At 44.0% G+C, this 13,234-nt stretch carries 7 protein-coding genes and 1 riboswitch; of the genes, 4 read left to right on the top strand and 3 right to left on the bottom strand.

Features of this window, described 5'->3' with window-relative positions; all coding sequences use genetic code 11:
- The first annotated feature begins 48 nt into the window (after nt 1-48).
- Nucleotides 49-1,428, top strand: a complete 1,380-nt coding sequence (nhaC, locus tag HMPREF0623_RS06435) for a Na+/H+ antiporter NhaC (protein WP_002829349.1) — start codon at nt 49-51, stop codon at nt 1,426-1,428.
- Here nhaC and HMPREF0623_RS06430 read toward each other — a convergent pair.
- From HMPREF0623_RS06430 to HMPREF0623_RS06420, 3 genes are all read right to left on the bottom strand, one after another.
- Entirely contained in the window at nt 1,425-2,390 is a 966-nt protein-coding gene (locus HMPREF0623_RS06430) for an SGNH/GDSL hydrolase family protein (RefSeq protein WP_004166403.1), read from the bottom strand. The genes nhaC and HMPREF0623_RS06430 overlap by 4 nt on opposite strands.
- A 14-nt stretch (nt 2,391-2,404) precedes the next feature.
- Nucleotides 2,405-2,971: a DNA-3-methyladenine glycosylase I gene (locus HMPREF0623_RS06425; RefSeq protein WP_002832643.1), complete on the bottom strand. Its 567-nt coding sequence runs from the start codon at nt 2,969-2,971 to the stop codon at nt 2,405-2,407.
- A 152-nt stretch (nt 2,972-3,123) separates the two neighbouring features.
- A complete protein-coding gene (locus HMPREF0623_RS06420; protein ID WP_004166402.1) occupies nt 3,124-4,446 on the bottom strand; it encodes a nucleobase:cation symporter-2 family protein in 1,323 nt (440 codons plus the stop codon).
- A 224-nt stretch (nt 4,447-4,670) separates the two neighbouring features.
- Nucleotides 4,671-4,768: riboswitch (purine riboswitch) on the bottom strand.
- A gap of 140 nt (nt 4,769-4,908) precedes the next feature.
- Between HMPREF0623_RS06420 and HMPREF0623_RS06415 the strand changes: the two genes are divergently transcribed.
- The 3 genes from HMPREF0623_RS06415 to addA are packed head-to-tail and all read left to right on the top strand — an operon-like array spanning nt 4,909 to nt 12,718.
- Nucleotides 4,909-5,439, top strand: coding sequence for an NAD(P)H-binding protein (locus HMPREF0623_RS06415; protein ID WP_004166400.1), 531 nt, complete (start codon nt 4,909-4,911; stop codon nt 5,437-5,439).
- 9 nt (nt 5,440-5,448) lie between these two features.
- Nucleotides 5,449-9,012, top strand: coding sequence for a PD-(D/E)XK nuclease family protein (locus tag HMPREF0623_RS06410; RefSeq protein WP_004166399.1), 3,564 nt, complete (start codon nt 5,449-5,451; stop codon nt 9,010-9,012).
- Entirely contained in the window at nt 9,002-12,718 is a 3,717-nt protein-coding gene (gene addA / locus HMPREF0623_RS06405; protein ID WP_004166398.1) for a helicase-exonuclease AddAB subunit AddA, read from the top strand. Before HMPREF0623_RS06410 ends, addA begins: the two co-directional genes overlap by 11 nt.
- Nucleotides 12,719-13,234 lie beyond the last annotated feature (516 nt).

Raw genomic sequence — 13,234 nt, 5'->3', positions numbered from 1 at the left:
TTTAAATACAACCGGGATTTTTTATTAGCTAAATTAAGGAGGAAGAGGATGCAAAAGGTAAGGACACGGGAAGCAAGTTTAGTTTTGATTGTCATGTTGGCAATTTTAGGAACCGGCGTGATTAAGTGGGGGTTGTCACCCCAAACACCGGTACTCTTAGTATTAGGATTATTAACGATTTGGGCTAAAATACGGGGGTTTAGCTGGCAAGCGATTAACGATGGAATTAAATCGGGGATCGAAACCGGGATTATCCCGATTTTCATCTTTATCCTTGTAGGAGCGTTAATCAGCGTTTGGATTGCGGCCGGCATCATCCCAACGTTGATGCTCGTAGGTTTTAAAATGATCAGTGTAAATTGGTTCATCCCTTCCGTCTTCGTAGTCTGCGCATTGGTGGGGACTGCCGTCGGATCGGCGTTTACGGTGATGTCGACCGTGGGGATTGCGTTTTTTGGAATGGGGATGACGATGGGCATTAACCCAGCGTTAGTTGCTGGAGCAATCATTTCCGGAGCGGTTTTTGGCGACAAGTGCTCGCCGCTTTCTGAATCAACTAACCTCTCCGCGGCGGTGGTCGATGCCGATTTATTTGATCATATTCGCAACTTGATGTGGTCAACGTTGCCAGCCTTTGTGGGAGCGTTAATCTTGTTTGCTATTTTTGGTGCAGGGGACGCCCAAAATGCTGACATTAGCAAAATTCAGCATACTGAATCAGTTTTACAGGCCCATTTTGCAACCGGCTGGTGGGTTTTGATTCCAATTATTTTAATGTTTGTTTGCGCTTGGCGCCGAGTTCCGGCAGTTCCCACCCTGTTCATCAACATTGGGGTGTCGGTAGGTTTAATTTGGCTCGAACATCCGGCTACTTCCGTGCAGCACTTAGCTAAAATTATTGAAACTGGCTACGTTGCTCACACTGGTAACCTAGAGGTGGATCAATTACTAAGTCGGGGCGGAATTGCCAGCATGATGACCACCGTCTCCTTGATTGTGGTGACCTTGTCACTAGGCGGCGTGCTCGTTCATTTAGGATTGATCAACCAGGTCATGGAACCAATTGCGCGAGTACTAAATAGCGACGGCAAATTGATTTTAGCAGTGGTTCTTAGTGCGATGGGAGCCAACCTCTTGATTGGAGAGCAGTTTTTATCGGTAATTCTGCCAGGAAAAGCCTTCAAAGCGACCTTTAAAAAAGCCGGCTTAGCAAACGTAGCGCTAAGCCGGGCTTTGGAAGACGGGGGAACTGTCATTAACTACCTAGTACCTTGGGGCGTGGCGGCGACGTTTGCGGCAAATACGTTCCACGTAGCCACGTTAGACTACTTGCCATTTGCCTTTTTTAGCCTTTTGTCGCCCGTTTTCTCAATCTTGAGTGGTTTCACCGGGATTGGGTTAAAACGAAGTAAGGCAAGCTCTGATTAAACCCAGCCGTGAATCTGTAGCCAGTCCAACAGTTGGCGACTGAGAACTTGCGATCCGGCCACGTCGGGATGAACTTCATCCGTAGTGGAATATTTCCAAGTAGCGGTCGGAATTACGGTGAAATTAAACGTTTGTGCGATGGCTTTGATTGTTTTAGCATGGCTCTGGTTTAACGGAATCATCACGAAAATTTGAGCTTCATTGAACTTAAATTGAACTTCCTTCATAAAGGCGGTGAAGTACATTTCAAATACTGAAGTATCGAATTGCCAGTCGTTGGTGCCTAAGTTAATAAAAACAAATTTAGGTTGGAAATCAGGTGCCGGAGTTTCGTAATCTACGTAGTTAATAAAACGGGGCGCGGCAGGAACTCCGCCCGTGCCATAACGAATAATTCCGGCTGCACTGTAAGCGACCCGATAGTCTTCCCAATTTAATTTACGGGAAACTAGCGCTGCGTAGTTGAGGTCGGCGCCGTATCCGCGAGAAGGAACTTTTTCACGTACCCAACATCCCGCCGTGATGGAATCGCCAATCCAAGCAACCAAGGGCCCAGCAGGTTTAACTGCGTGCATTTGACCACCCGCAGAAGGATGGACATCGGCAAGCGCTAAACCTGCTGAAGAAGTCCAAACCTCGTCTTGGTCGGTATTACCAGTGAAATAAAGGTGCACGACGTGTCGGGATTTTGAACTTAATTGAAGTTCAAAGCAGGGTTCGTTAAGTTCAATCAGTCGAGGCTGATCGTCAACAAAAATCGTGACGGTTTGCGGGATGGTGAGGTCCGGAAGTATCCATTCCAAAATCACGCTCGCAGCATTTTGAACTTCAAAGGTCACTTGAGCACCCAAGTTGGTGGTGTACATCACCGAACGATTTGCAAACTTTTTAGGAACCCACCGGCCAATAAAATAAAGATTGGGAATGGTGCCGTTTGCGGACGTGGGGATTAGTCTTTCCATTAGCAGAGCCCTCCTTAGCCGGGGTTATACATGCATTCAATTTCATGATCGTTGATCAAGCCGATTGCTTGCATGAATGAGTAAATGATTACCGGCCCCACAAATTTAAACCCGCGCTGTTTTAAATCTGCAGAAATTTTTGCTGAAAGCGGGGTTTGCGCGTGGATTTCTTCCGGAATGCGGATGTGGTCGTTGATTTGCCGGCCATTAACAAATTGCCAAATATATTTATCAAAGCTGCCAAACTCCGCCTGGACCTGCATAAAGGCCTGAGCGTTCGTAATGGTGGCTTTTAATTTACCGCGATGCCGTAAAATAGCTGGATTTTGCATAAGCTTTTCCACGTCAGCATCCGTCATTTGGGCAACCTTAGCGACCTCAAAGTTAGCGAAGGATTCTTTGAAGGCAGCCCGTTTATTAAGGATTGTATTCCAACTGAGCCCAGCTTGATAGCCTTCTAGTGAGAGCATTTCAAACATGTAACGGTCGTCGTGAGAAACTTGGCCCCATTCGTTAGCGTGGTAAGCTTGCATCAGTGGGGAAGCGTTCCGAGCCCATGTACAAATAAAATTATTTTCCATCATAAATCTCCATCCTAAAAGAAAAATGCCAAGAACGAAGCGACATCGCAAAAGCGAAGGTCGATGCGCCATTAAAGTAGGCGGGTCGGTCGTTTCATTCACTGACATTAACTTCATTTAACTTAATTTTAGCACAGTTACTGATGGAACAATTAACGAGAAGAATCGTAGCCGTTGAATAATAGGTTAAGGACCACGGCGGTGATGCTAGCCACCACGATGCCGTTAGTTAAGAGCATCTGGCAGGCTTGAGGGAGGGCTCGGTAGATTTGCGGATCTACGGTTGACCCCAACCCCATTCCAATGGATAATGCACTGATTAAGATATCTTTAGTTTGATTGAAGTTCACCTTTTGGAGAATTCGGACGCCTTGGATGCCGACAATGCCGAACATTACTAGCATAGCGCCTCCCAGGACGCTAGAAGGAATAATGGTGGCCATGGCGCCGGCCTTTGGGAGGAGTCCTAAGAGGATTAGAAATCCAGCAGCGTAATAAAGCGGTTTGCGACTTTTAACACCGGAAAGTTGCAAAACCCCTACGTTTTCAGAAAAGGTAGAATACGGGAAGGTATTGAAAATTCCGCCTAAAATGGCAGCAACGCCTTCCGCACGGTATCCCCGTTTTAAATCGGTTTGGGTGATTTCTTTACCAACTAAATCCCCGAGGGCGAAGAAGACCCCGGTGGATTCAATCATCGTGGTGAGGGTCACCATAATCATCGTTAAAATCGCTGAGAGGTTAAAAGTCGGCACCCCAAAGTAAAAGGGGCGGGGAAAATGAAACCAGCTTGCTTGTAAAACGGGGGTAAATGATACCATTCCTAACAAAGCGGCGATGCCGGTTCCAACGAGAATCCCAATTAACACGGCAATGGAACGCATGAAACCGCGCGCCCAAACGTTGATGAAGACGATTACTGCAACGGTAACCAAACCGACTAATAGATTTTTGGGGTCGCCGTATGATTGCGCAGCGGGATTTCCACCCCCGATGTCTTCAAATGCCACGGGAATTAAGGTAAACCCAATTACGGTGATGATGGAACCAGTTACGATTGGCGGAAAAAGTCCCCTAATTTTAGAAAAGAGTCCGGCAACCAAAATAACAAAGAGTCCCGACGCGATAATTGCCCCATACATTGCCGTAATCCCTAGTCCACCGCCAATCCGCTCTAGAGGTTGGACCGATTGAATTGCGCAACCTAGCACTACAGGTAGGCCAATTCCGGTGAGCGGCGTGGTTCTAATTTGTAAAAGGGTGGCAATGCCACACATGAAAATGTCGATGGACACCAAATAGGTCATTTGGGCGGCGGTAAAATGTAAAAAGCCCCCGATAAGGAGGGGGACGATTACGTCACCGGAATACATCGCCAAGAGGTGCTGAAAACCAAGTACCGCTGCTTTACCCTCGGTTAGTTGCGGGGTGATTTCGGTAATTGGTGCGTCAGCATACGAATCATTAGTTTTCATAAAGTACATTCCTCGTTTTCATATATTTTCAAAAGTTATGAAAGCGAGCCTATAAATAGTCTGGAAGGCGCCAAACTACAATTAAAAAAAGCTGGGACATGAGGGTTAGAAGTTTACCACACCGTCACCAAGGTCTATCGTTCCCCACCGTATCTTAGAAGTGGCCCGATTATTGGCACGACAAAGCAAACGGACTAGCTCATTCTCCAGCCATTTTGATGAATATGTAAGTTAAAAATTCCTATAGTCCAACATTTACGGCGTTGGGTAGAAACTGTCAACCAGATTAAGACATTATATAGGCTTGGGTCCATTTAATTTGTCTGAAATTTTAACACATAAAAAATATTTCAACAACTCACGATCACGCGGGGAGCGTACAAAGGCTTCAATAATCGATAAAATTGGAGAAAGAATGAATCCGTTCTATAATGGTAAAAAGACGTTTTAAAGGAGAATACAATGAAGATATTAGCAATCGGGATGGATCGTCCGGTCTCTGATGTAGTGGCGGCGGAGCTAAATGCTTTGCCAGAAGTAAAGGTGACTATCGCTGAAGTTCAAGAGGCGATGGGCAGCTACGACGTATTATACGTAGACCTGCTTCATTTGGGGATGGACGAGGAGTTTGAAACGGTGGTGGACCGGCTAGAAGAACAACAATTACAAGTTAATAAAATTGTTTTTTTAGCAACTGCTGGAATGGATAACGAAATTGATCCCACTTGGATTGAAGTTCAGGACGTAAAGGAACTAATGCTGGAGGTCAAGTACGTGGCTAAGCTAGTTGATGAAACAGAGCTGCCGTACACCATCATTCGACCAGTTGAAGTTAAATCTGAAGTTCAAAATCAAGGTGCTGAAATTACTCCGGAAGGACAACCGATTCCCACTGCCGTAGTTAGTGAGCGGGCAGTTATCAAGCTCGTTAAGCAAGTAATTTTAACAGAAGAATACCAAAATCAATCCGTAGGGATCTCAAATCCCAATTAAGGAGGAACTATGCCACTTAAATTTATGTACGGGCCGGCCAGTGTCGACCATTTAGATGCGGTTGCTGAAACAATAATTGAACTTCAGCAACAACAAAAGCAACGTAAAATTTACTATTTGGTACCTAATCACATTAAGTTCCAATCTGAAATTCAATTGTTGCAAAAACTCCGCGAAAAAAGCGATTCAGCGGGCCCGGTTTTTGCGCAAAAGGATATTCAAATTTTATCGATTAGCCGGTTAGCGTGGTTTTTCTTACGTAATAGTAGCATTTACCAATATCCCCGTTTGACTAATTCAAGTACCAGTATGTTACTCTACCGAATTATCGTGGAGCATCAGGATGAACTATTATTATTCCATAACATTGATGCACAACTTGGTTTAATTCAAGAAATCACTAGCCAATTGGCAGAATTTAAACAAGGAAACGTAAGCCCTGAAAATTTAAGTCAAATCATTGATCAACTAGCCGAAAATGAAGATCCCCAGTTAGACTTGATGGCTAAGTTGCATGATTTAAATATCATCTATACGGCTTATGACGAAGCAATTCAACAAAAATTTGTCGATAGCAGTGATATCTTGCGTGCATTAACCGACCAGTTAGCCAAAATGGATTTACATGCACAAAGCTTTGTGATTAGCGGTTTTTCTAATTTTACTGCGGAAGAGCTTAATTTAATTCAGACGTTGATTAAGGCTAACGCGACCGTCGTAATTGACTTAGTAATGGAGCGTAATCCACTAAATGAAAAACTTTCAGAAAATAGCTTGTTTTTTGAAAATGAAAAATTATTTTTCAGAATAAATGAATGGGCTCGTGAAAACAGGATTCAAGTGGTTTCTCCACGAGTGGTAACCAAAAAACGGGTAAATGACGATCTAAGAAAACTAGAGCGCTACTGGGTTGCATCTACGCAGGGACAGCTTGGTCAGAATGGGCATGAACAAAATAACAGTGTGGAGGTGCTCGAATTTAACAGTCGGTATGCCGAAGTAGAGCACGTAGCCACGGCAATTCGACAAATGATGACGAAGGATGACCGGCTAAATTTCTCCGATTTTTCAGTGTTAACCCGCCATTTGAGCGACTATGACACAATTATTAAACCAATTTTCGATCAGTTTGATATTCCGATTTTTTACGATATGCAAGTGGCGATGAAAAATCATCCCCTACTAGAATTGATTAACGCGTTGTTCGACGTTCAAAAGCGGCATTTTCGTTACGAAGACGTAATGCGCTTGCTGAAAACTGGCCTTCTCCGTCCTGAAAATGACGCCGACCCGGACGGGAAGGATTTTGTCAAAAGCGTCCAAATTACGGAAAACTACGTGCTGCGTCAGGGAATTTACGGCAGTAAGTGGCTGCAAAAAGCTCCGTGGCAATACCAACGTTTCAATGACGTTGATATGGAGCAGCAAACTGACGAGGAACGTGAAATTAACCGACGGATTAACGAAATTAAGGATTACGTAGTTAAAACGGTCAACCCGTTTTTCAACCAGTTGGCGGTAGCTGAAAATGGCGCGGAGGCGGCCAAGGCACTGTACCAGTTTTTAATTCGTAACCACGTGGACCAGCGGTTGCTGGCCTGGCGCGACCAATGGATTGAAGACGGTAACTTGGCCAAGGCTGCTGAACCAGAGCAGACTTGGGAAACGTTTGTGACGATGCTGGATGAATTTGTGGACATTTTAGGTGACCAGCCATTTGATTCCAACAATTTCATCGGTTTATTAAATGCTGGCTTTGAAAATGCGACCTACTCTCAAATCCCATCCACTTTGGATCAGGTGCTTATTTCAGAAAGCGGCATGGTGCAAATGATGGATCGGAAGGTGGTCTTCATCATTGGCGCAACCGACCGGGCCATGCCGGAACAAATTCAGGATAATGATTTTTTGAGTCAGGAAGGTAAAGCGCAAGTTAGTGACCAGCTTGCAGATGACCAATTCCTTAAGATGAGTAACGAGCGACAAATGCGTCAGGAACCTTATTTAAACTACCTAACCTTTATGATTGGTTCTCAAAGGTTAATCTTTACCTATCCAAAACGGGGCAATGACGGAACTGACTTTAAATTGTCGCCTTACGTGGAACGAATTAAGGCTTACTTTGAAATTGAAGTTCAATGTTTGCCTAGTCGTCCGGCTGTGGATCAACCGCTTATTCAACCGTTTATCGGTTCAAAACGGAGTACGCTAAGTCATTTAGTTCAGTACGCTCGTTCCATGAAGGAAAGTAAGCAACCGGCTGACGTACGGTGGAATTTAATTTACAGCATCTTAGAGGCTGGCCGCTGGCATGATTTAACCGAACGACTGATGGGGAGTTTAAGTTATAAGAACGTCCCTCGCAAGTTAAAACCGGACATCGTCACGCAGTTATATGGTGATAAAATTTACGCTTCGGTTTCGAAACTCGAGGAATTTTTCCGCAATGAATATTCATACTTCTTGAAGTACGGTTTGAAACTGCAAGAACGGGAAACGGCGGATTTAAGCCCGGCGGATACCGGGCAGTACTTCCACGCTGCGATGGATAACCTAGTAAAAGTAATTACTCAAGCGGATCTGAACTTCAATGAAGTTAATCAAACACAGATAAAACAGGTTACCAAACGAGTTTTAGAAAACATGCGCCAAGACTCGCAGTTTGATCAATTTAATAGCACCTACCGAATGGGATACTTGAGAAATCAGTTAGATCGTACGGTGGAAACGATGGTTACGGCGATTTTTAAACAATTAGCTCAGACCAGAATGCGGCCAATTGCTTCAGAGCAAATGTTTGGCCAAATTGGCTTGAAGGAAGGCTTACCTGCGCTGAACTTCAAAGTTAATGGAAAACAGGAAGTTAACGTCCGCGGTAAAATCGACCGCATCGACAAAATTAATATTGAAGGTCAACCATATTTAGGAGTGGTCGATTACAAGTCGAGCACGCGTAAGTTCGACTTTGCCGATGCTTATTACGGGCTGGCAATGCAGATGTTGTTATATTTAGACGTTGTGCAGCAAAATCGACAACGGATTGATCCTCACGAACAAGCACGACTATCAAGCGCGCTATACATGATTTTCCAAGATCCGCTGTTAAAGGCTACCGATTTGAAGGTGCAAGATGAAGATCAATTGCAACAGGCACTCTTCAAAAAGTTTTCTTTAAACGGGTTCGTGTTGAACAACGAAGAACTGTTGAAGGAAATTGATAAAACGGTCGCTGAAACTGGTAAATCGGCAGTGTACCCGTTTGATTTCACTAAGAGCGGTAGCCTAACCAAGGCTAGCTTAAACAACGTCGTCAGTGAAACTGAACTTCAGGATTTGATTAAACATGCCGAAGAGAAGGTCATTGAAGCTGGAAAACGAATCTTTAGTGGTGAAGTCGATTTGAACCCGGTACAATGGCCAGACCGGACGACCGCGCTGGAATATTCACCATATAAAGAAATTATGCAATTTGACGCAATGCTACCGGAAAATAATTACCGAGTCTTAGAAAAACTCGATAAAGAAACGGTCTTAAGGAAGATTGAGGAGGAACGCAAGAAGAATGGCAACTAGAACTTACACGCCTAGTCAACAACAAGCAATTGATAGTTCGGGGCATAATATTTTAGTTTCGGCCTCCGCTGGATCGGGAAAGACCTCGGTTTTAGTTGAACGGGTAATTCAAAAGATTATCAACGGAGAAGACGTGGATCGTCTCCTGGTCGTGACCTTCACTGAAGCAGCCGCTGCTGAAATGAAGGAGCGGATCCGAGCGGCAATTATGAAAAAGATTAGTGAGGTTAAGGATGCTGACTTACAAAACCACCTTTCGCTACAGCTCGGCAAATTAAATAACGCTAATATCAGTACTTTGCACGCTTTCTGTATGGCAGTGATCCGCAACTACTACTACGTAATTGACCTAGATCCAGCCTTTCGCATCATGGATCCTACGGAAAGCGAGTTATTGAAGGAACAGGTGTGGGCCGACTTACGGGAGGAACTGTACGAAAGTGATGAGGATGGTCAATTTGCCCGTTTAACGCGTAATTTTTCTAACGACCGTTCGGATGCTGGTTTACAGGAATTAATGTTGGACTTGTTCGAATTTGCAAACGCCAACCCGGATCCTGAAGCGTGGCTAACTAAGATTGCCAATAATTATGAAGTACAAACTGATCAGGTAATGGAAATGGATTTTGTGAAACAAATCCTCGCAAAGATAAAAACGCAGCTGATTCAAATTTATCAAACGGACCTTAACCTTACCGAACGTGCAATTAACGGCGGCGAGCCTTTGCAAAAAGCGGCCGCTAATTTCCAAACGGAAGTAGCCGGTTTAAAAACCGTGATTGATCAGTTTGATCAGCCTAACTGGGATGCCTTGCAACAGGCAATGGTTAACTTTAAGTTTGCCCAGTTACCGCGTGGGAAAAAGCCTGAAGTTCAAGAGTTTAATTTAGAAGCTAAGCCGTTACGCAACGAATTTAAAGCTGAATTTAACGGATTAGTGGAGCGGTACTTTAAACTAAAAAATGACCAGTTAATCGCCATTTTTAAGGACGCGCGGGAGTTAATGCTGAAGTTAATTGAAGTTCAGCAGCAATTTTCCGACCGCTTTTTACAAGAAAAGCTAACGCGGCGTTCCCTGGATTTTAGTGACCTAGAGCACTTTGCGTTACAAATTTTGCAGAACCAGTCCGAAGAGGGTCAGGCAGTTCGGCGGAATTTCCAGGAGAAATTTAACGAAGTAATTGTCGATGAATACCAAGATATTAACCCGCTTCAGGAGACCATTTTGACGGCGGTGGCTCGTGAAGATCCTGGAAACATGTTCATGGTGGGGGACGTTAAACAGTCAATTTACGCCTTCCGAATGGCAGACCCCAGCTTATTCATTAGTAAAAGCCGGCGATTTAAACAATCTGGGCAACCAGACGAACGGATTATTCTGGCGGAAAATTTCCGTTCCATGCAAAACGTTGATGATTTTACCAACTTGATTTTTAACCAAATCATGGACCAGGCGGTGGGAGAAATTGCCTACGACGCGGATGCACAGCTGAAGTTCGGTGCGAAATATTACCCCGCTGAAGTTCAGAATGACACGGAAGTTCTATTATTTGACGATCAGCAAAACGAAAATACGGCTGACCAAGAACCTGGAGCGATAATCACCGATAAAAACGACGGACAGTTGCAAATGATTGCGCAACGTATTAAGCGGCTATTTGCGGATCAAACCGAAGTTTTCGATCGGGATACGCAGGAAATGCGGCCTTTGAAATATAGTGATATTGCATTGCTGCATTCGACGGGGAATAACAATCTTAACATCGTGGACACCTTCAAAAAGTACGGAATCCCAATTGAAGTTAGCAATGCCCAAGACTATTTCCAAACGACCGAAGTTTCGATCATGATGGCCCTCTTGAAGATTATTGATAATCCGTACCAGGACATCCCATTAGCTGCCGTTTTACGTTCGCCAATTGTTGGCCTTGATGAAAACGAGCTGGCCTTTTTGCGAATTTCTAAGAAGAACGGGCATTATTTTGAGTCGGTATTGTATTTCCAAAATGAGTTTAAAATTGATTACCAAAATGAATTTCAAGCCAACTTAAAACGTAAAATTGACCAGTTCTTAGCCCAATTACAGCATTTTCGGAAGCTTTCCCAACAATGCACGCTGGTAGATTTACTTTGGGAGATTTACCAAGAGACCGGGTATTTGGATTACGTCGGCGGAATGCCGGATGGACCGCAACGACAAAATAACCTCCATGCTTTATATGACCGGGCCCAAAGCTATGAAGAGTCCAGTTTTAAAGGGTTATTTCAATTCGTGCGTTTTGTAGAAAAAATGCGCGAAAAGAATAAAGATTTGGCAGAAAATCCGGTAGTTACCGATACGGAAGCCGTAAAATTAATGACCATCCATAGTAGTAAGGGATTAGAGTTTCCAATCGTGTTCCTGATCGATGCGGATCACGGGTTTAATAATAGCGACACTAAGGGCCGCTACGTGTTAGACCGTGATGCGGGGATGGGAATTACCGTGAAGGACTTTGTGCACCGCTTAGAAGTCGACACAATGCAGAAAAACTGGATTATTGACGTACGGCAACGTAAAATGCTCGCCGAAGAGCTCCGGGTGCTCTACGTTGCGCTAACTCGTGCACAACAAAAGTTAATCATTACCGGAGCGCTAAAGGCTGCTACCCCAACGCTAGAAAAGTGGGCCCAGGCAGCTGACACGGGTGAGCTGCTGTTGCCAGAAGCTGAGCGAGGAAAGGCGAAAAACTTTCTCGATTGGATTGGAATGGCGATTATGCGAGTACCATCCGTTACGGAAGACTATCCCGAAGTTAGTTCAAGAAATTTGGAATCTGCCGCTGGAGTTGAAGTTAAATTGAAGGTCGTTAACCGCGCTGATTTACTGGCTGGGCAGCGTTCTGACACGGGAATTGAGCAAGGACCACCACCAACGTTAGAAAAAGTGGACGTGAATAGCGACATTAATGATGCAGACCAAATTCGGGCGATTCTGAACTTCAAATATCATGATATTGAAGCAACCCAAACGACGGCTTATCAGTCTGTATCGGAAATTAAACGGGTTTTTGATGATCCGGACAAATTAGAGATGGACTTTAGTGCGGTCGACCGTGACCAAAAAATTCGTCCGCAGAAACGGTTTGTCACCGATCAACTGATGACGCCCCGCTTTATGAGCGAAGTTAGCCAACCTAAACCAACTGAGATCGGAACGGCGACCCACTTGATTTTGCAGCAGCTTGATTTGCGAGAACCGGTTACTGAGGCAGTAATCAAGGATAAAATTCGTGAGTTAGTGATGAATCGGGTGTTAGAAGAAGCCGTAGCGAAGCGAATACGAATCAACAGCATCTTAGACTTCTTTGAAAGTGAACTAGGACAATTAATGTTGGCACATCCCGAACAAGTGCACCGTGAAGAGGCGTTCTCATTGCTGTTGCCAGCAAAAGGGCTATTTCCTAATGTAGTTGGCAATCAGGACGTTTTAATTCACGGAATTATCGATGCGTACTTCGAATTAGATGGCCGAGTAATTCTGCTGGATTACAAAACTGACTTTGTACTCCCAGGCAGCCCGCAGCAAGGGATTCAAAAAGTGATTGATCGGTACCAGGGTCAGGTTAACCTATATGCGCAAGCGTTAAGTAATATTCTGGGTAAACCAGTTAACGAAAAGTACCTGTATTTATTGTCAATTGGGAAGCTAGTAGAAATTCAATAAGTAGTTAGCTTGCAAACTGGATTCTGCCAAAAATATTTGGTGGCGGAACCCAGTTTTCTATACGGCAGTAAAAGGTGGGCAAGAACGTAAATTAGTTTTGGTGAATTCAAAGTTAGTTCAAAAATTAATGATAACGATTTAGGCGGAAGGACAATTGAAGTACAGTTGTAGTTCCGTGTGGAAAACTGTGGATAACTTTGTTCATAACTTTGGAAGAGGAAATAAAGTTGTGCACAAAACTGATTAAACCGACCTTCGGACTTGTAGAAAAGTTTTCCACAGGTTGCGGTGGAAAATGTGGATAAAAAAATTAAAAAGTGAATTTTAAGGTGAAAAACGCCGCTATGACAACGTTTGTAGCGGTAACAAAATTTTAAAAATGAAGGTGGAAAACTGTGGATAAGTAAAAATACTGTTGACAAATCCAAAGAAATAAATGTGGTGGCGAACATAAATTCGGCCCAATATATTGTGAGTATTTCAAAACGCCTGTGGAAAACTTTGTGGATAACTTGA

Source organism: Pediococcus acidilactici DSM 20284 (assembly GCF_000146325.1).
Lineage (GTDB): Bacteria > Bacillota > Bacilli > Lactobacillales > Lactobacillaceae > Pediococcus > Pediococcus acidilactici.
This window is presented reverse-complemented; position numbering and strand designations above follow the sequence as displayed.